We start from the raw sequence: 22457 nt of genomic DNA, 5'->3' as shown, positions 1-22457 counted from the left end.
CTGATTTCGCGGTTAGGATGACGCAAACTCCTTGATCAACGGGGAGAGCGGGGAGCGGGGAAGGGGAGCGGTCATGGGGGAGCGGCGGCTGGCTGTGGTCAGTGGGGGTGGGACCGGGATCGGGGCTGCCGTGGCGCGGGGGCTCGTCGGGGACGGGTTCGACGTTCTCGTGGTGGGGCGGCGGGGGGACGTGCTCGACGCCGCCGCACGCCGGATCGGTGCCGAGAGCGGGCGGGACGGGGCGGTCACGGCCGTCGTCGCCGACCTGACCGATCCGGGGCAGGTCGGCGCGGTCGTGGACGCCGTGGGTGAGCGCGCCGTGGACGCCGTCGTCAACAACGCCGGTGGATTCCTGGGCGGGTCCACCGATTCGCTCGGCGGGGTGGCGGACTGGTGGCGGGCCAACCTGGACGCCAACGTGCTCACCGCCGTACTGCTCACCGAGGCGCTGCTGCCCGCCCTGCGCCGCCCCGGCGGCCGGGTTGTCCTGCTCAGCTCGATCGCCGCGCAGCGCGGCGGCGGCGGGCCGTACTCGGCCGCGAAGGCCGCGCTGCACGGCTGGGCGTACGACCTGGCCGCCCAACTCGGCCCGGACCAGATCACCGTGAACGTGGTCAGCCCTGGCTACGTGGCCGAGACCGAGTTCTTCGGCGACCGGATGACGCCCGAGGGGCACGCCAAGCGCGTCGCCGCCACGCTCGTCGGCCGGGCCGGTGTGCCGGACGACATCGCGGCGGCGGTCAGCTACCTGGTCGGCCCGTCCGCCGGGTACGTCACCGGGCAGGTGCTCGGCGTCAACGGCGGTTCCGTCCTCGGCCGCTGACAAGAGGTCACCCGCCGCCCGGTCCGCTCCTGGTGTCTGCCACCCCTGGTAGAAATGCCGGATGAGCCAGGATCGGACGGCCGTACGGGAACGCGCCGAAGCGGTGCTGCGGCGGCTGGCGGGTGACCACGCCCGGCTGCGCGAGGACCAGTGGCGGGCCATCGAGGCCCTGGTGGTCGACCGGCGGCGGGTGCTCTGCGTGCAGCGCACCGGCTGGGGCAAGTCGGCCGTCTACTTCGTGGCGACCGCGCTGCTGCGCGAGGGCAACCGGCACGGGCCGACGGTGATCGTCTCGCCGCTGCTGGCGCTGATGCGCAACCAGGTCGAGTCGGCGGCCCGCGCCGGCATCCGGGCCCGCACCATCAACTCGGCGAACCTGGACGAGTGGGACGAGATCACCGCCGAGATCCACGCCGGGGCGGTCGACGTGCTGTTGATCAGCCCGGAGCGGCTGAACAACCCGGATTTCCGCGACGGCGTACTGCCGAAGCTCGCCGCCACCACCGGGCTGCTGGTGGTGGACGAGGCGCACTGCGTCTCCGACTGGGGGCACGACTTCCGCCCCGACTACCGGCGGCTGCGCACGTTCCTGGCCAACCTGCCCGAGCGCACGCCGGTGCTGGCCACCACCGCCACCGCCAACGCCCGGGTCACGCAGGACGTGGCCGAGCAACTCGGTGACGCGCTGGTGCTGCGGGGCACGCTCGACCGGGAGTCGCTGCGCCTGGGCGTACTCGATCTGCCGAGCCCGGCCCACCGCCTGGCCTGGCTGGCCGACCACCTGGACCGGCTCCCCGGCTCGGGGATCATTTACACGCTCACTGTCGCGGCGGCCACCGAGACGGCCGACTTCCTGCGTGGCCGGGGCTGGTCGGTCGCCTCCTACACCGGGCAGGCCGAGGACGCCGACCGGCGGGCCGCCGAACAGGACCTGCTGGACAACAAGATCAAGGCGCTGGTCGCCACCAGCGCGCTCGGCATGGGCTTCGACAAGCCCGACCTCGGCTTCGTGGTGCACCTGGGCGCGCCGCCGTCGCCGATCGCCTACTACCAGCAGGTCGGCCGCGCGGGCCGGGCCGTCGAGCACGCCGAGGTGCTGCTCCTGCCCGGCGTGGAGGACGCGGCCATCTGGCGGTACTTCGCCTCGCTCGCCTTCCCGCCCGAGGAACAGGTCCGCGCCGTGCTCGCCGCGCTGGACACCGAGCGGCCGATCTCCACCCAGGCCCTCGAACCGGTGGTCGACCTGCGCCGGGCCCGGCTGGAGCTGATGCTCAAGGTGCTCGACGTGGACGGCGCGGTCCGCCGGGTGCGCGGCGGCTGGCTCGCCACCGGCGAGCCGTGGGTCTACGACGAGGCCCGGTTGCGGCGCGTCGCCGACGCGCGCGCCGCCGAGCAGCGGGCCATGCGGGAGTACGCGTCGACGTCCGGCTGCCGCATGCGCTACCTGCGGGAAGGGCTGGACGACACCGGGGCGGCCGACTGCGGGCGGTGCGACAACTGCGCCGGCCCGCTGTTCGAGGCAGCCGTCTCCGACGAGGCGCTGACCGCCGCGCAGACGTTCCTCGGGCGCCCCGGCGTGCCGATCCCGCCGAAGAAGCTCTGGCCGACCGGGTTGGACGCGGTCGGCGTACCCCTGAAGGGCCGCATCGCCCCGGCGGAGCAGGCGCTGCCCGGCCGGGCCGTGGGACGCCTCTCCGACCTGGGGTGGGGCGGGCGGCTGCGCGGGCTGGTCGGGCCGGAGGCGCCCGACGGCCCGGTGCCCGACGACGTGGTGGCGGCCGTGGTCGAGGTGCTGAAGGCGTGGGCGCACGGCGACGACCCGTGGCCCCGGCGGCCGGTGGGCGTGGTGGCGGTCGGCTCGCGGACGCGACCGCTGCTGGTGGGCTCGCTGGCCGAGCGGATCGCCGCCGTGGGCCGGCTGCCGCTGCTCGGCCACGTCGTCCCGGCCGGTCCGACCGCCGCCGGCGGGCCGCGCGGCAACAGCGCCCAGCGGGTACGCACGCTGCACGACGCCTTCCGCCTGCCGGACGAGCTGGCCGACGCGCTGCCGGGGCTGGACGGGCCGGTGCTGCTGGTGGACGACCTGGTCGACTCGGGCTGGACCATGGCCATGGTGGCGCGGCTGCTGCGCCGGGCCGGCGCGCCGGACGTGCTGCCGCTGGCGCTCGCGGTGGCCGCCTGACCCGTCGCGTCCGCGTGACAGGTCCCGGCCGTCGAAAAGTTCCCGGCGCGGCCGGAATGCGAGCGTCGCCACCGTCGGCGGACCGTCGGCGGAGCCGCAGGTGACCGGCGGTACCGTGGGGTCATGACCGAGCAGCTACCCGTCGTCCAGACGTATGCCGTGACCGGGATGACCTGCGAACACTGCGTCCGGGCGGTGACCGAGGAGCTGTCCGCGCTGCCCGGCGTCGAGGAGGTCCGGATCGATCTGGCCGGTGGCACCGCCACCGTCACCAGTGACGCCCCGCTGGCGGTCGAGTCGGTCCGTGCCGCCGTGGACGAGGCGGGTTACGAGCTGGTCGGCGGCGGTGCCTGAGTCGTCGTCCGGCACGTCCGGCACCGGCGTCGTCCCCGACGACGCCGTGGCCGGCGCGACACCGCCCCGCGCCGGGGTGGCCGCGGGCGGCCCGGTCGCGGTGGATCGGGAGACGCTGCGGTTGGCCCTGGTGGTGGGCGGGCTCGTGCTCGCGGTGCTGCTCGGGTTCGGGCTCGGCCGGATGAACGCGCCCGCCGACCCGGCGCGGCCCGCAGCCACGGCGAGCGGGGCCACCACGGGCGACGGCGGCATGCACGCCCACGCGCCCGGCACCGGCGCGCACTCCCACGACGGCGCCACCGTCACCCAGGGCGGCGGCGACGGCGCGGCCGGGCTGTCGATCACCTCGGCCGGTTACACGCTGGTCCCGTCGAACGCCGAGCTGACCGCCGGCCGCGCCGGTGAGCTGCGCTTCCAGATCCGCGACGACAAGCGCCGCGCGGTCACCCGGTTCGCCGTGGTGCACGACAAGCCGATGCATGTGATCGTGGTGCGCCGTGACCTGAGCGGTTACCTGCACCTGCACCCCACGATGGCCGCCGACGGCACCTGGTCGGTGCCGCTCGGGCCGATCGAGGCGGGCTCCTGGCGGATGTACGCGGACTTCACCGCCGTCGCCGACGACGGTGGACAGGTCGCCGTGGTGCTCGGCGCCGACCTGGCCGCGCCCGGCGCGTACCGGCCCCGGCCGTTGCCCGCCGCCGCGACGTCGGCCACCGTCGACGGGTTCACCGCCGCGTACACGGGCACCCCGGAGGTGGGACGCTCGGTGCCGCTGCGGTTCCGGATCACCGGCGCGGACGGCGCGGCAGCGCCGCTTCAGCCGTACCTCGGCGCGTTCGGGCACCTGGTCGCGCTGCGCGAGGGCGACCTCGGTTACCTGCACGTACACCCGGAGCCGGTGCGCGACGGCGACGAGGTGACGTTCTGGCTGACCGCGCCGGGGCCGGGCAACTACCGGATGTTCCTGGACTTCCAGGTCGGCGGCGTGGTGCGGACCGCCGAGTTCACGCTGACAGTGGCCTGAGCCCTCGGTCAGCCGGCGCGGCGGACCGGGCGGCGGGCCAGGTAGCGGAGCAGATCGCGGATGTGGTGCTTCTCCTCGGCGGGCACGCTCGGGTCGGCCAGCCGGTCCAGGATCACCCGCACGTCGGCCTCCACCGGACCCTCCTCGGCACCTCGGCGGCGCGGCACCGGACCGGCGTCGGGCAGGCCCAGCGCGCGGAACGCGGCCGCCACGGGCAGGTCGAGAGCGGCGCAGAAGCCGCGCACCTTGGCGAGTTCGGGGTAGTCCTGCCAGTCGCCGGCCAGCCAGCGGAACACCGTCGAGCGGCCGACTCCGGTGTGGGTGGCCAGATCGGTGACCGTCCAGCCGCGTTCCTCGCGCGCGTCGTCGATGGCCCGGCGTACGAAGCGCGCGAAGGCCATCTGCGGCGAAACGTCTGCCGAACCCATCCCTGTCGGATCTGCCCCTCCCGCCGGTGGCCCGGCTCTGCCGATCGAGCCTAGTACGCCGGGGCGCAGAAGTAACTGACTGATCGGTCCGGAGATCTCGTCGGCGGGACTCGGTGAATGCGGAAGCTTGCTTCGGGTAATGCGCTTCGGGTAATAGGCTGAGTGAACCCTGAGAATCGATGGAGGAGAAGCATGGCCGAGCCGGACCGTCCCGTACCGCATCGCCCCGGCGCGGTGAGCCTCTTCTTCGTGGCCAAGGCCGCGTTGTTCGCTCTCGGCTTCTGGATCTGGCTGCTGGTGCTGGCGGTACGCGGTGGCGAGGCGACCGGCGTACACCTGATCGCCGCGACCGGCGCGATCTGCACCACGCTGGCCTCGGTCGTGTTGGGAGCGCGGATGGCGTTGCAGCGCAACGCCGCCCTCCGGCATGCCGAGCTGAAGCGGATGCTCGTGGACATCTCGTGGAACGCCTTCGCCGCCGCCGGCAACGCCGAGCAGCTCGGCGGGAAGGTGGTGCCGTTCCCGACCGCGGCCGAGGACGGCGAGCGGCCCGCCAACCGTGGTGAGCGCGTGTCTGTGCTGGACCGGGGCGATCGCAACCGGGGCGACCGGGGGCGGTAGCGCGCCCCTCAGGCCCGCTCCGCCAGCAGCGTCTCCAGCCGGGGCGTCACGCCCCACTGGCCGACCAGCTCGCGATACTCGGCGCGCTGCCCGTCGGTCGGCGCTCCGGCCGTCCGGCGTGCCCGGATGAGCAGGTTGCGCGGCGTGTGCTGGGAGTCGACGAACTCCACCACCTCGGCGCGGTACCCGTGCAGGCGCAGCAGACCGGCCCGCAGCGCGTCGGTCAGCACGTCGGCGAACCGCTCCCGGAGGATGCCCTGCCGGGTCAGCAGCTCGTACGGCCCCGGCGCCGGGCGCGCCCGGAGCTGGGCGGCCAGGTCGTGGTGGCAGCAGGGCGCGGCGAGCACCCAGCGGGCGTCCCAGCGCACCGCCCGGGCCAGCGCCTCGTCGGTGGCGGTGTCGCAGGCGTGCAGCGCGAGCACCAGGTCCGGCGCCGGTTCGACGGGCGCCTCGGCGATGGTGCCGGCCACGAAGCTGACCCGGTCGGCCCAGCCCAGCCGCTCGGCCAGCTCGGTGTTGCGGCGGCGCTGGTCCTCGCGTACGTCCACGCCGACGAGTGTCACGTCCAGGCCGCGCCGCAGCAGGTAGCGGTAGGCGGCGAAGGTCAGGTACGCGTTGCCGCAGCCCAGGTCCACCACCCGCAGCGGGCCGGTGAGGTCGTCGGGCAGCGTCGCGGCCAGCGCGCGCAGGAACGCGTCGACCTGCCGGCGTTTGGCCGCCGAGCCGCCGATCTCCTTGAAGAGGGGATCACCCGGGTCGAGCAGCCACTCCTTGGCCCGGTCGTGCCGCTCCGGCTCGCCGGCGGTACGGCTGGCCGCCGCGCGGTGCACCTGCGCCTCACCGGACTTCGTCACCCGGAGCTGGATCGTGGCGTCGGCGGTCTCGACGTGCCAGTTGCCGAACGGCTCGGCGAGCAGTTCGTCCACCGCGGCGTCGGCCTCGGCGCCCGGCGCCACGTTGCGGGTGTGCGGCCGTGACCCGTCGGAAGTGGCGATCTGCAACCGGGGGCCGCTCTTGAGCGCGACCGGGCGCAGTTCCGCGCGTACCACCGAGGGACGCTGCCCACGACGCCGCCCGGCGGCCACCGCCCGGGTCAGCCCCGGCGCGAGCAGCAGCGCCCGTACCTCGGCGAGCGCCGATTCCAGCGCTTCCGGCATCCCTACCTACCTCTCCAGTTCTCCACCCACCCCGCCGACCTGGTCGATCATGAGGTTGGCCGTACGTGAGCACGGCGTGTCGCGCCGTCAACTTCATGATCACCGCGTGGGTCCGGCGGTCGTGGGACGGGGACGGCCTCCGGGACCGGGGTCCGGGAGGCCGTTTCCGTTGGTGTTCGTCAGTCGGCGTTGCTGGCTTCGGCGGGCGCGCCGGTGCTGCCGCTGCGGCGGCGACGACGGCGACGCGGCTTGCTCGCCGTCTCACCCTCCGCGGCCTGCGGTGCGGCGGGGGCCTCGGTCGAGCCCTCGGTGCTGATCACCGCGGTCGGCTCGCCGGCCACCGTCTCGCCGGCCCGGCGACGCCGCCGCCGACGCGGCGTACGGGTCGCCTCGCCGTCCCCGGCCTCGGCCTGCCCGGCGGGCGCGTCCCCGCCGTCGCTGGTACGGCCCCGACCGCGGTCACCACGGTCACGGTCGCCGCGCTCGCGGCCCCGGCTGTCACCCCGACGCGCGCCCCGGCGTGCCCGGCCGCCGCCACCCAGGTCCTCCTCGACCTCGGCGGACAGCCCGGCGCGGGTGCGCTCGGCGGTCGGCAGCGTGCCGCTGACGTCGGTGGGGATGGCCAGGTCGGTGTAGAGGTGCGCGGAGGTGTGGTACGTCTCCGGCGGCTCGGGCATGTCCAGCCCGAGCGTCTTGTCGATGATCCGCCAGCGGGGCATGTCGTCCCAGTCGACGAACGTCACCGCGACACCCGTGGCCCCGGCCCGGCCGGTACGGCCGATGCGGTGGGTGTAGGTGTCCTGGTCCTCGGGGCAGTCGTAGTTGATCACGTGCGTGACGCCGGTGACGTCGATGCCCCGGGCCGCCACGTCGGTCGCGACCAGCGTGTCGATCTTGCCGGCGCGGAACGCCCGCAGCGCCCGCTCCCGCGCGCCCTGGCCGAGATCGCCGTGCACGGCGGCCACGGCGAAACCACGGAAGTCGAGATCCTCGGCGACCCGGTCGGCGGCCCGCTTCGTACGGGTGAAGATCATGGTCAGGCCACGGCCCTCCGCCTGGAGGATGCGCGCCACGATCTCGACCTTGTTCAGCGAGTGCGTGCGGTACGCGAGCTGCGTGGTCTGCGGGGACGGGCCGGTCTCGGCGGTGTGCCCGGCGTGGATCGTCACCGGCCGGCGCAGGAACCGCCGCGACAGCGCGACGATCGGGTCCGGCATGGTGGCCGAGAACAGCATGGTCTGCCGGTCCTCCGGCAGCATCGCCAGGATCTTCTCGACGTCGTCCAGGAAGCCCAGGTCGAGCATGCGGTCGGCCTCGTCGAGGACGAGCGCGCGGACCCGGTCGAGCCGCAGGTGCTTCTGCTTCTGCAGGTCCAGCAGGCGGCCGGGGGTGCCGACCAGGATCTCGACGCCCTTGCGCAGCGCCTCGATCTGCGGCTCGTACGCCACGCCGCCGTAGATCGGCAGCACCCGGACGCCCCGGGTGCGACCGGCGGCGTCGAGGTCCTTGGCGACCTGGATGCCCAGCTCACGGGTGGGTACGACGACGAGCGCCTGCGGGACGCCGTCGCTGCCCTCGGACGGGGCGAACACGCGCTCCAGCAGCGGGATGCCGAAGCCGAGCGTCTTGCCGGTGCCGGTCGGGGCCTGCCCGATCAGGTCGACGCCGCGCAGCGCGATCGGCAGCGCGTACTCCTGGATGGCGAAGGCGCGGGTGATGCCGGCGGCGGCCAGCGCCTCGACGGTTTCCTGCCGCGCGCCGAGCGCGGCGAACGTGGGTGCCTCCGGCGGGACCGGAGCGGTGGGGGCCAGTGGCTGGCCGGAAATCTGGTCGCTCATGTGGATGTGGGGGTGCCCTCTCGTGGTGCGCCCCTCATGTCCTCAGGGCGCGTTCGGTGTGTGGCGCGGGCCACGCGGTCGGGGGCGAATCGCCGAGCCGGACCGGGCCGCACGCGCGTCGGGGACCGGTCTTGATCAGCGAAGCTGACCGAATCGGTGCCCACGGCAACTGTCTCATCCTACCTGAACGGCCCCTGAGTCGTCCCGATTCCCAGGTGGTGGCCGTGCGCGCGGGGCGGCTCACTGTGACTTGAGTCACAGCGTTGGCGCCGGTAGCCTGCGCTCGTGGCCGCCCCCGACCCCGCCGCGACCGGCTCTGCCGCCGCCGGTCCCACCGCCCCCGATCCCGCCGCGATCGACCTGTTCGGGCTCGTCGCGTACGGCGAACTGCTCGCCTTCGACCGCCTCGCCGCCGACGCCCGCCTCGCGCCCGACCTGGGCCGCCGCGCCGCGCTCAGCGAGATGGCCGCCGCGGAGATCGCCCACTATCGCTGGCTGACCGACCGCCTCGCCGCGTGGGGCGTCACCCCGGAGGAGGCGATGGTCCCCTACGTCGAGGCGCTGCGGGCGTACCACGACTCGACCGAGCCGCGGGACTGGGCGGAGGCGGTGACGAAGGCGTACGTGGGCGACGCGATCACCGACGACTTCCTGCGCGGGATCGCCGACGGCCTGGACGGGCCGGAGCGGACGCTGCTGCTCGACGTGCTGCACGACTCCCGGTACGCCGAGTTCGCCGCGGCCGAGATCCGGGCCGCGATCGAGGCCGATCCCCGGGCCGCGGGCCGGCTCTCCATGTGGGCCCGGCGGCTGCTCGGGGAGGCGCTGTCCCAGGCCGGCCGGGTCGCCGCCGCCGACCGGGGCGCGCTCAGCGCGTTGATCGGCCGGACCGGCGGGGACGTGCCGGGGCTGCTGCGCCGGCTGACCGAGGCGCACACCGCGCGGATGACGGCGGTCGGGCTGAACAACTGAGCCGCCGTGGCGGGAGGCCCGCCACGGCGGCCGGCGCCGCGGGAATCAGCGAACGGTGAACCCGACCGCGCGAGGCGACGCCTCGGCGATCTCGACGTAGGCGACCTTGCCGACCGGCACGATCACGCGCCGGCCCTTCTCGTCGGTCAGGGAGAGCGTGCCCTCGCTCCTGGCGAAGGCGTCGGTCACGATCTGCTCGATCTCGGCCGGCGACTGCGCGCTTTCCAGGACCAGCTCCCGCGGCGCGTACTGCACGCCGATCTTGACCTCCACTGTGCCTCCTCAACTGGGGCGAAAAAGCCACCGTGGGAAGGCTATCCGATCCGGCGGCCCGATGTTCAGGCTGACTCACCTTGCAGCGGGAAGCTGGCGATGCCCCGCCAGGACAGGGCCGCGACCAGCGCCTCGGCCTCCGCCTTGGGCACCTGACGGCCGCCGGCGAGCCAGAACTGGGCGGCCGTCTCGGCGGCGCCGACCAGGCCCGATGCGAGCAGCTCGGCATGCGACCGGCTGACGCCGGTGTCCGAGATGATCGTGTCGGTGATGGCCGCGATGCAGCCCTGCTCGACCCGCTCCACCCGCTGCCGCACCGCCGGGTCGTTGCGCAGGTCGGACTCGAAGACCAGCCGGAACGCCTCGCTCTCGTGGTCGACGAAGTCGAAGTACGCGCGGACCGCGGCGCTGACCCGTTCCTTGTTGTCGCTGGTGCTGCTCATGGCGCCCTGCACGTTTGCCACTATCGCGTCACAGTGCGTGTCCAGCAGCGCCAGGTAGAGCTCCATCTTCCCGGGGAAGTGTTGGTAGAGCACCGGCTTGGAGACCCCGGCCCGCTCGGCGATGTCGTCCATCGCGGCGGCGTGGTAGCCCTGCGCGACGAACACCTCCTGAGCAGCGGCGAGCAGCTGCTTACGGCGTGCCGAGCGGGGCAGGCGGGTGGGCCGACCGGCGGTCTGTGCACCGTTCCCCACTGCGGTCATGGGAACCTCCGAGTATCTGCGTACGAGCCGGCACGTATCACCCGAACCGGTGCGGGTTCGTGAACCCGTCGCGGAATTGGCCCGCCGCTGTAACTTATCGCCACTGTCACCACACGGTAGCCTCAGCGGGGGCGACCAAGGAGCGCGCGGTGAGTGAAACAGGGCAACCCGGAGCCGCCACCCCGGGAGAGCACGGCGACGGGACGGGCCGGCAGGACGAACCAGCCCGTACCGGCGGCGGTTGGGCGCCCCCGCCGAACGGCTGGTCCCGTGGTGCTCCGGCGCCCGGCGGCTGGCCCTACGGCGATCTCGGCGGCTGGGCCGCCTCCTCGCCCCGGCACGGTGACCTGCCGGCTCCGCTACCCGGCCGACCGGAGCCGGGACCGGTGAACGGCCGCCACGTCAACGGCGTGCACCACGCCGGGGAGGAGTCGCGCGTGACCCGCCAGGCGCCGGTCAGTGCCCCGCCGGCGGACGAACCGCCCCGGCAGAGCGACGGCGAGCGGCTGGCCGTACCGGCCCCGCGACCGGCGCCCCCGGCCGAGCAGCAGGTGAACCCGGCCGACGCCGCCGGCTCCCGGCACGCCGCCGACGACCCGGCCGCCGCGCCCCGCTGGGCCGAGAGCGGCCCCGCCTCCGCGCCCCCGGCCCTGCAGGTGCCGCCGGTCGGCGCCGCCGCCTCCGGCTTCGAGGTGCCACCGGGCTTCCACGCGCCGAACACCGAGTCCACCCCGTCGCTCTCCCGTGGCTGGGCCGACCGGGCGCCCGGCGAGCCGTCCGCCGACCCGGCCGGCCGTTCCGCGCAGCCCGTGGGCGACGTCCGCCCGCCGGACGGACCGGCGGGCGCCGCCGGGCCCCGGGCCGCCGCCGACTCCCGGGAGCCCGCCGCGGACGACCCGGGCGCCGGTGAACCCGACTGGTCCGGACCGTCCTGGAACCGCCCGAGCTGGGGCGACGGCTGGGCCCCGCCGTGGGCCCGCACCGACGAGCCGGCGGCGCGCCGCGCCGCGGAGCCCGCCGACCGGCGCGAGCGGGAGGACGACACCGCCGGCCGCCGCGCCGCCCGCGACGACCGCTCGGCCCATGACGACCGTGCCAGCCACGACGACTGTGTCAGCCACGACGACCGCGCGGCCCACGACGACCGTGCCGGCCATGACGACCGCGCGGGCTGGGACGACCGGGCGGGCTGGGACGACCGGCCGGCCCGCGATGAGCGCGCGGCCGAGTGGGCGCCCGAGCCGGTGCGGCCGTACATGCCGGCCCGCGTCGAGCCGCCGTCCGGCTACGAGCCGCCCCGGCCCGAGCCGGTACGGCCGTACGAGCCGCTGCGCGCCGAGCCGGCCGCCGGACCGGAACCGACCCGGCCGTACGAGCCGGAACCGCCGCGCCAGTACGAGTCCGAGCCGGGCGCCGGTCCGGAGCCGGCGCGTGAGGCGACCCGGCCGTTCCGGCTGGCCCGGGGCGACGGCGAGCCGCCGCACGGGTACGAGCGACCCTCGTGGGCCGGGCCGCCGGTGCCGGTCCCGCCGGTGAACCCGGCCACCGGTCCCGAGCCGGCGAGCGCCCCACCCGCCCCGGCCGGCGGGTACACGCCGACGTTCCCCGGCTACCCCTCCGCGCCCGCCGGGCCGCCGCCTGCCGCCGCGCCCGTCGCCAACCCCGCGACCCGGGCCACCGGTGAGACCGCCGACGATCCCCGGCAGCCGCCGGCCGCCCCTGCCCGGCCGATCTCCGGAGTCCCGGCGCAGCCGGCCTCCGGCCTCCCGGCACAGCCGATCTCGGGCGTGCCGGCCCGGCCGACGTCCGGCGTCCCGGCCGGGCCGATCTCCGGTGTGCCGGCGCGGCCGATCTCCGGTGTCCCCGCCACGAGCGGTGCGGCGCACACCGACCGCACCTCCGCGCCCCAGCCGGCGAGCGCGCCCCCCTACGCCGCCCGCCGGTCCGCGCCGGAACCCGTGCCGGCCGCCGACGCGGCCACCGAGCCCCGACCGGAGGAACCGGCCCCAGTGGTGCTGCCGCAGCGCGTCCCCGCCGAGCCGGACGTGCCAGTCGTGCCGGAGCCGCCCGCAGTGGAACCGTCCGCCGAGACCCCCGAACTCGCCCGCATCGCCACCCACCTGCGCCGGGACGACGAACCCGCGCCGCTGCGTGAGCGCCCGGAGGGCTTCGACGTCAACGCGATCCTGGACGCGGTCCGCGAGGTGGCCGGCGTACGGGACGCGGCGCTGCGCCGTACCCCGGCCGGCGCGCACAGCCTCCGGCTCGACCTGGCCGACGGCGCGGACCCGGCAGAGGTCAGCCGCCTGGTGGCCCGGCTGCTCCAGGAGCGGATGGGCCTGGCGGCGGCGCCGCAGAACCTGCCCGGCGCGCCGGTCGTGCCGCCGCCGGCCCCACTGCGCCGCCGATCGGCCCGGCTGGACCGGGCCGGTGAGGCACGGGCGGGCGAGGGCCGTTCACCCGGGCCGATTCACGCCCGCGCCCTGCCGGACGAGACGCGGACGGCGGTGCCCGCGCCCCGCAACGGTGACGAGCCCGGACCGGCCGGGGACGAGACGCCGACGCGTACCGGTGTGGTGCGCCCGGCCGCGAACCGCTCCGGTGAGGGACGGTTCGGCGGCACGGACCGCGCGGCGCGTCCGGCCGACGCCCCGGCCGAGGGCGACGAGCCGCCGCGCCGCCGCCGGCAGGCCACCCACCGGGGCCGGGCCGCTGTCGACGAGACGTCGCTGGCCGCCGCGCCGACCGGCATGTCCACCGGCAGCCCGGTGACGCTCGGCACCTCGTACTCCGGTGGGCAGATGACCACGACGGAGACCGCGCCGTCGCGACCGCTCGACACCGGCGGCGCGCCCGGGCCCCGGGTGGTCATCGAGCACGTCCTGGTGAGCACGTTCGGTCTGGACGCCACCACTGAGGTCCGCCTGATCGCGGGCGACCGGACCGCCGAGGGCCACGCGACCGGGCCGGCCGTCGACGGGTACGTGCTGCGGCTGTGCGCGGTGGCGGCGGCCGCGGCGGTGGACGAGTTGCTCGGCCGGGGCGTCCCGGCCGGTGAGCACGGCCGTTGCTTCGTGGAGCACGCCGCGGTGGTGCCGTTCGGCAACTGCGAGGTGGCGACCGTTGTCGTGCTGCTGGTCTGCGACGGCTGGGTGGAGCAACTGGCCGGGTCGGCCCTGGTCGCCGGGGATCCCCGGCAGGCGGTCGTGCGGGCCACGCTGGCGGCGGTGAACCGGCGGCTGGAGGCGCTGCTCGCCTGAACGGTGTGCGGTACGGCGCGCGCGGGGAAGACTGGAGACATGAAACGCGCCGCACTTTGGCCGGAGCACAGCCTCCCCGCGCACGAGGTCCCGCCGCCCTGGCCCGGCCGGCACGTCCGGCTCGACGGCACGCTCGTGCACGTCCGGGAGACCCCGGCGACCGGGCCCGGCGCGGAACCGGCGCTGTACGTGCACGGACTCGGCGGGTCCGCGCAGAACTGGACCGACCTGGCCGGCCTGCTCGCCGGCCGGCTCGACGGCCAGGCGATCGACCTGCCCGGCTTCGGGCGCAGCGAGCCCGGACCGCGCTACACCATCCCGGCCTTCGCCGACCGGGTGATCCGCTGGATCGAGCACACCGACCGGGGGCCGGTGCACCTGTTCGGCAACTCGCTCGGCGGCGCGATCTCGGTCCGGGTGGCGGCGCTGCGGCCGGACCTGGTCCGCACGCTCACCCTGATCTCGCCGGCCCTGCCGTTCCTGGACTTCCGGCGTTCGTTGCAGGGGCGGATGCTTCCGCTGCTGGCGATCCCCCGTGGTGAGCGGCTGGCCGCCTGGCGGCTGGCCCAGTTCACGCCCGAGGTGGCGGCGCAGCAGGTGATGGAGGCGTGCGTCGCGGATCTGACCCGGATCAGCGAGCAGCGCCGGCAGGAGGCGATCGACGAGATCCGGGTCCGGTACGAGGCAGCGCACCACGCCGCCGCGTACGTGCGTACCTTCCGGGGACTGGTCGGCAGTTTCCTGCGCTCGTACCTGCCGGGGGAGGGCGCGCTGTGGCGGCAGGCGGCGGCGGTGCGGGCGCCCACGCTGGTGGTGGGCGGAAGGCAGGACCGCCTGGTCGACGTCCGGGTGGCGCCGCAGGCGGCCCGCGTGATCCAGGACAGCCGGCTGCTGATGCTCGACGGCGTCGGGCACGTGGCGCAGTTGGAGGTCCCGCGGACGGTGGCGCGGGCGGTGCTGGGGCTGCTCGGCGAGCCGTCGTCGCCGGACGCCGGTGCGGGGGAGAGCGGAACGGGGCGCGACATGGCAGGCTGAGCCGGATGCCCAGCTCACGCCCTCCCCGCACCGCCCGGTCCCGGGCCTCCGCTCGTCCCTGGCGCTCCGCCCTCGTGGTGTGCGCCTTCCTCGCCGTCGCCGCGGTCGGCGTCGGCGCGGCGCTGCAACTTCCGTCGGCGGGGGCGGGGACGCGGGTCACCGACGGGTTCGTGGCCCAGCCTCCGGCGCCGACGCGGACGCCGCCGAGCGTGTCCCCGTCGCCGGTGGTGACGCCCAGCTCCTCGCCGCCGCCGGTGCTGACGCTGTCCGACCCGGGGCCGGCGAAGGGGCGGGGCAGCTTCGGCTACGACGACCGGCCCGGCGGGGTGCTGGGCCGATCCGGGCCGCTGCAGCGGTACCGGGTGGCGGTCGAGAACGGCTCGGGCGAGCAGGTCCGCGACTTCGGCGAGGCGGTGCAGCGGGCGCTGGCCGGCCCGGGCAGCTGGGTGGACGGGGGCCGGCTGCGGTTGCAGCGGGTCGGGCCGGGCAGCGGGTACGACTTCACGATCTACCTGGCCACCCGGGAGACGGCGCGGCGGTTGTGCGGCGCGGGCGGGATCGACATCCGCGTGGGCGGCGTGCCGTACACGTCCTGCCGGGTTCCGGGCAAGGTGGTGATCAACCTGGACCGGTGGCGGACCTCCGCGCCGCACCTGGTCGCCGCCGGGATGACGCTCGACGACTACCGGCTCTACGTGATCAATCACGAGGTGGGCCACCAGCTCGGGCACCGGCACGAGGGGTGTCCGCGGGCGGGGCGGGCCGCGCCGGTGATGCAGCAGCAGACGCTCTTCCTCAACGGCTGCCGCCCGAACCCGTGGCCCTACGTGGGCGGGAAGCGGTATGCCGGGCCGAGCCTGTGACCGCCGGTTCGTGAAGAACATTCGCGGCATAGGCGGCAAAAGCAGCTAAATGCCCGAATTGCATGGCACGCTGGTGTCATGACCTCGTCGTCCCCTTACGACATGCCTGCCGAGCCGCGCCGCCGACCGCCGCCCCGTCACCCGGCCGAGCGTCCCACGGTGCGCCGCATGCGCCGTCGTCGCCGCCGCTCGGTGCTGCTGCTGGCGATGCTGCTGGCCGCCGGCAGCGGAGCGGTCGGCGTCACCCGGCTGAACGCCCCCGGGCCCGGCGGGACGTCGCTCGCGGCCGAGCCGTCGCTCGCCCGCGGGGCCGCCGAGGCCGACGTCCCGGCCGCGCCGCCGACCGGCTACCCCACCGCCGGCCCCGGCACGTTCGCCGTGGCCCAGGGCCGATCCCCGGTACGCGGACACGCCGGGCCGCTGCGCCGCTACCGGGTCGAGGTCGAGCACGGTACGGGGCAGGACGCCGACGGTTTCGCCGCCACCGTGGACGCGGTGCTCGGTGACCCGCGCAGCTGGATCGCGTCGGGAGAACTGCGGGTGCAGCGGGTGCCCGAGGCTGCCGCCGCCGACTTCACCGTCTACCTCGCCACCCCCGTCACCTCGGAGCGGATGTGCGCCGAGGGCGGACTGCGCACCGACCGGTACACCTCCTGCCGGCTGCCCGGCCGGGTCGTGCTCAACCTGGCCCGCTGGATGACGGCGGTGCCCGACTACGGCGCCCCGCTGGACGTCTACCGGACCTACGTGATCAACCACGAGGTCGGACACGAGTTCGGCGAGCTGCACCAGGCGTGCCCCGCGCCCGGCGCGCCCGCCCCGGTGATGCAGCAGCAGACGTACGGGCTGGACGGCTGCCTGCCGAACGCCTGGCCGTACGTCGACGGGGCCCGATACTCCGGCGAGCCCACCGACGGGGTCTGAGTTATTCCCGGTCCCGCAGTTCGGGCCGAGTGTCCCTCATCATGGCCGATCCCCGTCCGGGCGAGCGACAATGGCGCGGTCACACCGCCGATCCCGGGGAGTCCACCGTGTCGTTGCCCCCGCTCGTCGAACCCGCCGCCGAGCTGACCGTAGACGAGATCCGCCGATACTCGCGCCACCTGATCATCCCGGACGTCGGGGTCGAGGGGCAGAAGCGGCTGAAGAACGCCCGGGTGCTCTGTGTCGGCGCCGGCGGCCTCGGCTCGCCGGCCCTGCTCTACCTGGCCGCGGCCGGTGTCGGCACGCTCGGCATCATCGACTTCGACACCGTCGACGAGTCGAACCTGCAGCGCCAGGTCATCCACGGCGTCTCCGACGTGGGCCGCTCCAAGGCCGAGTCCGCCGCCGCGTCGATCCGCGAGATCAACCCGCTGGTCAACGTGGAGATCCACAACACCGCGCTGGACCGGGAGAACGTCCGGGACATCTTCTCCCGGTACGACCTGATCGTGGACGGCACCGACAACTTCGCCACCCGGTACATGGTCAACGACGCCGCGGTGCTGCTCGGCAAGCCGTACGTCTGGGGTTCGATCTACCGCTTCGACGGCCAGGCGTCGGTGTTCTGGGCCGAGCACGGGCCCTGCTACCGCTGCCTCTACCCGGAGCCCCCGCCGCCCGGCATGGTCCCCTCCTGCGCCGAGGGTGGCGTGCTCGGCGTGCTCTGCGCGTCCATCGGGTCGATCCAGGTCAACGAGGCGATCAAGCTGCTCGCCGGCATCGGTGAGCCGCTCGTCGGCCGGCTGATGGTCTACGACGCCCTGGAGATGAGCTACCGCAAGATCAAGGTCCGCAAGGATCCCAACTGCGTGCTCTGCGGTGAGAACCCGACCCTCACCGACCTGATGGAGGACTACGAGGACTTCTGCGGCGCGGTCTCCGACGAGGCGCAGGAGGCGGTGGTCGACTCGACCATCACCGCGCTGGAGCTGAAGGACTGGCAGGACTCCGGCAAGGACATCTTCCTGGTCGACGTGCGCGAGCCCGCCGAGTACGAGATCGTCCGCATCCCCGGCTCGACGCTCATCCCCAAGGGCGAGATCCTCTCCGGCGAGGCGCTGGCGAAGTTCCCGCAGGACCGGCAGATCGTGCTGCACTGCAAGTCCGGCGTCCGCTCGGCCGAGGCGCTCGCCGCGCTGAAGGCGGCCGGCTTCAACGACGCCGTGCACGTCCAGGGCGGTGTGCTGTCCTGGGTCAAGCAGATCGACCCGTCCCTGCCGTCGTACTGAGTCACGTCGATGGGCCCGCCCGGTTCCCCGGGCGGGCCCGTCGTGCTTTCCGTACCCCGTGGCGTGGACAAACGCCTGGTCGCCCGACCCGCAGGTGGATGCGTTCGGCGACCGGTGGGCGGTACCGGCCCTGACCGAGCTACCGAGGCGTAACCCCGGCCGCGCCAGTACCGTCAGGGCCGTGGTGGACTTGGACGCGGCGATCGGATTCGTCGTCGCTCACGGAGACGCGGTGGACCGCGCCCGTCTCTCCCGGCTGCGCACCGGCGCTCCGGTGCCGTCCGACGTGCTCGACGCCGCCGAGTCCGGGCCGGCGCCGGGCGGCGGCTGGCCCGCCGTACTCGACGGCGAAGTCGCCTCGATCGACGCGACCTGCTTCCGCCTGGCCGAGCTGGACGACCTCGGCGCGCTCGGCCGCCCGGCGGCCCGGCACGCGCTGGACTGGCTGGCCGCCCGGCAACTACCAGACGGCGGCTGGGACGAGGATCCGTCGCTGGCCGGGCTCGCCCCCGAATGGGCCACCCCCGGCGATCCGGAGGCCCGGCTCTACCAGACCGCCAACGCCGGATTCTGGCTCACGGTGGCCGGGCTGGACGCCCGGGCCGCCGGGCCGCTGGACCACCGGGTCGGCGGCGCGTACGCCGGTGTGGTGCAGGCGGCGGCCCAGGCGCTCGCCGCCCAGCTCGCCCCGGACGGAAGCTGGCCGTCCTTCCTGCCCGCCGGCTGGCTCGCCGCGGCGGTGCTGCACCGCCAGCAGATGTACTACGAGTCGGCGCGCATCCAGGCGGTGCTGGCCGACCGGATCCCCCGGATGTCCCCGGCCGACGTGGCCTGGCTCGCCGCCACGCTGCGCCGGGTCGACGTCGGCGAGGAGCAGTGGCTGCTGGTGTCCGCGCGCAGGCGGCTCGCCGAGACCCAGCGCAGCGACGGCGGCTGGGACAGCGACGACGGCCACCAGTTCGACGTGCACACCACGCTGCGGGCGATCCGGGCGTGCCGTCCGAACACGCCCGAGGCCCCGGTAGCCGGCGCGCCGTTCGTGGCGCCGCGCCCCGCCGAGCTGCCCCCGCCGCCCGCGGTGCCGGCCCCGCGCCCGCGCCGGCTCCCCGCATCGACGTCTCCGCCGCCCGCGCCCGACTCTGGGCCGCCCGCCTCCACGCCCGCGTCGCCTGCGCCCGTGTCTCCGCTGCCCGCCCCGGCTCGCCCGTTGACCGGCCCGGCTCGCCCGTTGACCGGCCCGGCCGAGGCATCGGTCGCATCGGCGGGTCCCGTTTCCGACCCTTCGGCGGGCTTCGGCTCCGACCTGTCGTCCAGTTTCGGCACCGACCCGTCGGCCGGGATCGCGCCCGCGCTGTCGGACGGCGCGCCGGAGCTGTTTCCGGCCCGGGGTCTCGGGCCGGATACCTGGTTCCGTCCGGACACCGGGCCGGATGCGACGCCCGGATCGGGAGCAGGGCCTGATCCGTCGGCCGGTGCTGAGGTGTCGGCCGGTGCGGACAGCGGGCCGGGGCCGTGGTCCGCCTGGATCGTCACGCCCGATCTGCTTCCCGACGAGAGCGCCGGGCCTGCCGCGCAGCTGGTGTCGGAGCTGCTGCCCGGCCCGGTGCCGCCCGCTCTGCCTCCGGCGGTTGCGGTGCCACCGGCCGCCCCGGTGTCCCCGGGTTTGCCTCCGCTGGTCACGCCGCCATCGGAGCCCACCGCCCAGGTGATCGCCGCACCGCCGCAGCCCGGCACAGTTCCGCCGGTCGACCCCGCCGCACCGGCCGACGGAGATCCACTCCAGATCGCCTAGCCCGGCCAGCTGATGATCAACACCAGTTCGGGGAAGTGGCGGCATCAAAGTGCGGGGGTGGCGCCGGCGCGCCACAACGGGCAAGGTGGGTCAGCGCAGGTGACCGTCGCCGGTCACCACGTACTTGGTGCTGGTCAGCTCCGGCAGGCCCATCGGGCCGCGCGCGTGCAGCTTCTGCGTCGAGATGCCGATCTCCGCGCCGAATCCGAACTCGCCGCCGTCGGTGAACCGGGTGGACGCGTTGACCATGACCGCGGCCGAGTCCACCCGGGCCACGAACTCCCGGGCCGCCCGCTGCGAGTCGGTGACGATCGCCTCGGTGTGACCGGTGCCGTACCGGCGGATGTGCGCGACCGCCGCGTCGAGCGAGTCGACCACGGCGACGGAGATGTCGGCGGAGAGGTACTCGGTGCCGAAGTCCTCCTCGGTGGCCGGCACCACGGCGTCGGAGTGGGCGGCCACCTCGGGCGTGCCGTGCACGGTCACCCCGGCCTCGGCGAACGCGGCGAGCACGGCCGGCAGGAACGCGTCGGCGACGTCGCGGTGCACCAGCAGCGACTCGGCGGTGTTGCAGGTGGACAGGCGCTGGGTCTTGGCGTTCAACGTGACCGCCAGCGCCTTGTCGAGGTCGGCGGCGGCATCGACGTACACGTGGCAGTTGCCCACGCCGGTCTCGATCACCGGCACCGTCGACTCCTCGACCACGGCGCGGATCAGCGACGCGCCGCCGCGCGGGATCAGCACGTCGACCAGGCCGCGGGCGCGCATCAGTTCCTTGACCGAGTCACGGGTGCTGGAGTCGAGCAGCTGCACCGCGTCGGCCGGCAGTCCGGCGCCGGCGACCGCGTCGCGCAGCACCGCGACCAGCGCCGCGTTCGAGTGCGCGGCCGACGAGGAGCCGCGCAGCAGCGCCGCGTTGCCGGACTTCAGGCAGATCCCGGCCGCGTCGACTGTCACGTTCGGCCGGCCCTCGTAGACGATGCCGACGACCCCGAACGGCACCCGGATCTGGCGCAGCTCCAGGCCGTTCGGCAGCGTCGAGCCGCGTACCACCTCACCGACCGGATCGGGCAGCGCGGCCATCTGGCGCAGCGCGTCGGCGATCGCCGCCACCCGGCCCTCGTCGAGCGCGAGCCGGTCCAGCACGGCCGCGGACAGCCCGGCCTCGCGCCCGGCCGCCAGGTCCGCGGCGTTCGCCGCCAACACCTCGGGGGTACGCGCCACGAGCGCGTCGGCCATCGCGTGCAGCGCGGCGTCCTTGACGGTACGGGTGGCCGTGGCCAGGGCTTCCGCCGCGTCCCGGGCTCGCCGGGCCTGCTCGACGACGCTCATCGTGCGTACTCCTTCGGAGGTGTTTTAAGGAGGGGCCCCTTATTAACAGACGTCTGTTAATAAGGGGCCCTTGCTTACAGCAGGACGAGGTCGTCGCGGTGGACGACCTCACGTTCGTACGCCGGGCCGAGCGCCGCGGCGAGTTCGGAGGTGGAACGGCCGAGCAGGCCGGGCAGTTCCACCGCGTCGTAGTTGACCAGCCCGCGGGCCACCGGCGCGCCGGCGGTGTCGACCAGGTCGACCGGGTCCCCGGCGGTGAACGCGCCGTCGACGGCGGTGATGCCGGCGGGCAGCAGCGACTTGCGGCGGCCCACCACCGCCTGCACCGCGCCCGGGTCGAGGTGCAGGCGGCCCCGGGGCGCGGTGGCGTGCGCCAGCCAGAAGAGGCGCGCGGCGGGACGGCGGCTGCTCGGGTGGAAGTACGTGCCGACGGGCTCCCCGGCCAGCGCCGGCGCGGCCAGCGGCGCGGCGGTCAGCACCACCGGGATGCCGAAGCCGGTCGCGATGCGGGCCGCCTCGACCTTCGTCACCATGCCCCCGGTGCCCACCCCGGCCCGGCCGGCCCCGCCGATGTCCACGCCCGCGAGGTCACCCTCGCCGTGCACCTCGGTGATGCGGGTGCTGCCCGGGCGGGCCGGGTTGCCGGTCCAGAGCGCGTCGACGTCGGAGAGCAGCACCAGCAGGTCGGCGTCGACGAGCGCGGCGACGAGCGCGGCGAGGCGGTCGTTGTCGCCGAACCGGATCTCCTCGGTGGCCACCGTGTCGTTCTCGTTGACGATCGGCACGGCCCGCAGGTCGAGCAGTTTCCGCAGCGTCCGGTACGCGTTGCGGTAGTGCGCGCGCCGGGTCACGTCGTCCACGGTGAGCAGCACCTGCCCGACGGTGCGGCCGTGCCGGGCGAACGCGGCAGCGTACCGTCCGATCAGCAGGCCCTGCCCGACGCTGGCGGCGGCCTGCTGGGTGGCCAGGTCGCGCGGGCGCCGGGGCAGGCGCAGCGGGGCGAGGCCGGCGGCGATCGCGCCGGAGGAGACCAGCACCACCTCGCGTCCGGCGGCGGCCAGCCCGCCGAGCGTGTCGACGAGCGCGTCGACCCGGGCGTCGTCCAGGCCGCCGGTCGCGGTGGTCAGCGAGGACGAACCGATCTTGACGACGATCCGGCGGGCCGAGGTGACTGCTTCGCGCACCCGACCATTCTGCGCGCTGCGGTCTGTGACGCCGCGGCGCGTTCCCATATCGTGGCAGCTCGTGACACCTGACGAGTACGTCGAGGCGGTGCTGGCACTTGTCGAGCGGATCCCGCCGGGCCGCGTGATGTCGTACGGGGCGGTGGCCGACGCGCTCGCCGACCGCTCCGGGCGGGCGTCGCCGCGGCTGGTCGGCTCGATCATGGCGCGTCACGGGGGCGGCGTGCCGTGGCACCGGGTGGTGAACTCGGCCGGCCGGCTGCCGCCGGGTCACGAGCGCAAGGCCCGGGAACGGCTGCTCGCCGAGGGGTGCCCGCTGCGCGGCGACCGGGTGGACCTGGCGGCGGCGTCCTGGTCGCCGGACGAGGGGTGACCCGACCGCGTCGGAGGCGGCCGGTC

Annotated in this window: 19 protein-coding genes and 1 pseudogene; 13 read left to right on the top strand and 7 right to left on the bottom strand. The window is 75.2% G+C overall.

What is annotated here, in order from left to right:
• Window positions 1-73: 73 nt before the first annotated feature.
• The 4 genes from J3R08_RS28125 (at window position 74) to J3R08_RS28110 (ending at window position 4386) form a co-directional block, all read left to right on the top strand.
• The gene (locus J3R08_RS28125) at window positions 74-823 is read left to right on the top strand and encodes an SDR family NAD(P)-dependent oxidoreductase (protein WP_043328158.1); all 750 of its coding nucleotides are present in this window, start codon (window positions 74-76) and stop codon (window positions 821-823) included.
• Between the two features lie 61 nt (window positions 824-884).
• On the top strand, window positions 885-3005 hold the full coding sequence (locus J3R08_RS28120) for a RecQ family ATP-dependent DNA helicase (RefSeq protein ID WP_209963349.1): 2121 nt from the start codon (window positions 885-887) through the stop codon (window positions 3003-3005).
• A 123-nt stretch (window positions 3006-3128) separates the two neighbouring features.
• Window positions 3129-3359, top strand: coding sequence for a heavy-metal-associated domain-containing protein (locus tag J3R08_RS28115; RefSeq protein ID WP_043328162.1), 231 nt, complete (start codon window positions 3129-3131; stop codon window positions 3357-3359).
• On the top strand, window positions 3352-4386 hold the full coding sequence (locus J3R08_RS28110; RefSeq protein ID WP_069088023.1) for a hypothetical protein: 1035 nt from the start codon (window positions 3352-3354) through the stop codon (window positions 4384-4386). The genes J3R08_RS28115 and J3R08_RS28110 overlap by 8 nt, the downstream gene beginning before the upstream one ends.
• A gap of 8 nt (window positions 4387-4394) precedes the next feature.
• On the opposite strand, the gene J3R08_RS28105 is transcribed toward J3R08_RS28110, so the two are convergent.
• A complete protein-coding gene (locus tag J3R08_RS28105; protein ID WP_043328166.1) occupies window positions 4395-4814 on the bottom strand; it encodes a helix-turn-helix domain-containing protein in 420 nt (139 codons plus the stop codon).
• A gap of 192 nt (window positions 4815-5006) precedes the next feature.
• Here J3R08_RS28105 and J3R08_RS28100 point away from each other — a divergent pair, with 192 nt between their 5' ends.
• Complete coding sequence (locus J3R08_RS28100) at window positions 5007-5435, top strand: hypothetical protein (RefSeq protein WP_069088024.1); 429 nt, start codon at window positions 5007-5009, stop codon at window positions 5433-5435.
• A gap of 8 nt (window positions 5436-5443) precedes the next feature.
• Here J3R08_RS28100 and J3R08_RS28095 read toward each other — a convergent pair whose 3' ends face one another.
• The gene (locus J3R08_RS28095; RefSeq protein WP_209963347.1) at window positions 5444-6592 is read right to left on the bottom strand and encodes an SAM-dependent methyltransferase; all 1149 of its coding nucleotides are present in this window, start codon (window positions 6590-6592) and stop codon (window positions 5444-5446) included.
• Between the two features lie 179 nt (window positions 6593-6771).
• Entirely contained in the window at window positions 6772-8430 is a 1659-nt protein-coding gene (locus tag J3R08_RS28090; RefSeq protein WP_209963345.1) for a DEAD/DEAH box helicase, read from the bottom strand.
• A 285-nt stretch (window positions 8431-8715) separates the two neighbouring features.
• Between J3R08_RS28090 and J3R08_RS28085 the strand changes: the two genes are divergently transcribed.
• Window positions 8716-9402 (top strand): ferritin-like fold-containing protein, encoded by a 687-nt coding sequence (locus J3R08_RS28085; RefSeq protein ID WP_043328173.1) that lies wholly within the window; start codon window positions 8716-8718, stop codon window positions 9400-9402.
• 45 nt (window positions 9403-9447) lie between these two features.
• On the opposite strand, the gene J3R08_RS28080 is transcribed toward J3R08_RS28085, so the two are convergent.
• The gene (locus J3R08_RS28080) at window positions 9448-9675 is read right to left on the bottom strand and encodes a DUF3107 domain-containing protein (protein WP_030502928.1); all 228 of its coding nucleotides are present in this window, start codon (window positions 9673-9675) and stop codon (window positions 9448-9450) included.
• 65 nt (window positions 9676-9740) lie between these two features.
• Window positions 9741-10379 carry a TetR/AcrR family transcriptional regulator gene (locus tag J3R08_RS28075; RefSeq protein WP_030502929.1) on the bottom strand — a complete coding sequence of 213 codons (639 nt, stop codon included), beginning with the start codon at window positions 10377-10379 and terminating at the stop codon, window positions 9741-9743.
• A 149-nt stretch (window positions 10380-10528) separates the two neighbouring features.
• On the opposite strand from J3R08_RS28075, the gene J3R08_RS32785 reads away from it, so the two are divergent.
• From J3R08_RS32785 to J3R08_RS32780, 6 genes and pseudogenes are all read left to right on the top strand, one after another.
• On the top strand, window positions 10529-13639 hold the full coding sequence (locus J3R08_RS32785) for a hypothetical protein (protein ID WP_209963343.1): 3111 nt from the start codon (window positions 10529-10531) through the stop codon (window positions 13637-13639).
• A 39-nt stretch (window positions 13640-13678) separates the two neighbouring features.
• Window positions 13679-14674, top strand: coding sequence for an alpha/beta fold hydrolase (locus tag J3R08_RS28065; protein ID WP_209963341.1), 996 nt, complete (start codon window positions 13679-13681; stop codon window positions 14672-14674).
• A 5-nt stretch (window positions 14675-14679) separates the two neighbouring features.
• Window positions 14680-15537 carry a DUF3152 domain-containing protein gene (locus tag J3R08_RS28060; RefSeq protein ID WP_209963339.1) on the top strand — a complete coding sequence of 286 codons (858 nt, stop codon included), beginning with the start codon at window positions 14680-14682 and terminating at the stop codon, window positions 15535-15537.
• A 78-nt stretch (window positions 15538-15615) separates the two neighbouring features.
• The gene (locus tag J3R08_RS28055; RefSeq protein ID WP_043328182.1) at window positions 15616-16461 is read left to right on the top strand and encodes a DUF3152 domain-containing protein; all 846 of its coding nucleotides are present in this window, start codon (window positions 15616-15618) and stop codon (window positions 16459-16461) included.
• Window positions 16462-16502: 41 nt separating this feature from the next.
• Window positions 16503-17750 carry an adenylyltransferase/sulfurtransferase MoeZ gene (gene moeZ, locus J3R08_RS28050; RefSeq protein ID WP_176722780.1) on the top strand — a complete coding sequence of 416 codons (1248 nt, stop codon included), beginning with the start codon at window positions 16503-16505 and terminating at the stop codon, window positions 17748-17750.
• Window positions 17751-17880: 130 nt separating this feature from the next.
• Window positions 17881-18750: pseudogene (locus tag J3R08_RS32780) on the top strand (hypothetical protein); the annotation flags it as partial.
• A gap of 882 nt (window positions 18751-19632) precedes the next feature.
• Here J3R08_RS32780 and J3R08_RS28040 read toward each other — a convergent pair.
• Window positions 19633-20874, bottom strand: a complete 1242-nt coding sequence (locus J3R08_RS28040; protein ID WP_113973469.1) for a glutamate-5-semialdehyde dehydrogenase — start codon at window positions 20872-20874, stop codon at window positions 19633-19635.
• A gap of 74 nt (window positions 20875-20948) precedes the next feature.
• Window positions 20949-22106, bottom strand: coding sequence for a glutamate 5-kinase (gene proB, locus J3R08_RS28035; protein WP_051611346.1), 1158 nt, complete (start codon window positions 22104-22106; stop codon window positions 20949-20951).
• 13 nt (window positions 22107-22119) lie between these two features.
• On the opposite strand from proB, the gene J3R08_RS28030 reads away from it, so the two are divergent.
• Window positions 22120-22431: an MGMT family protein gene (locus J3R08_RS28030; protein ID WP_043328189.1), complete on the top strand. Its 312-nt coding sequence runs from the start codon at window positions 22120-22122 to the stop codon at window positions 22429-22431.
• The last annotated feature ends 26 nt before the right edge of the window (window positions 22432-22457 follow it).

Source organism: Micromonospora sp. HB375 (assembly GCF_017872985.1).
GTDB lineage: Bacteria > Actinomycetota > Actinomycetes > Mycobacteriales > Micromonosporaceae > Micromonospora > Micromonospora chalcea.
Note: the sequence above shows the minus strand (reverse complement) of the source record. Positions and strands in the feature narration are given on the sequence as shown.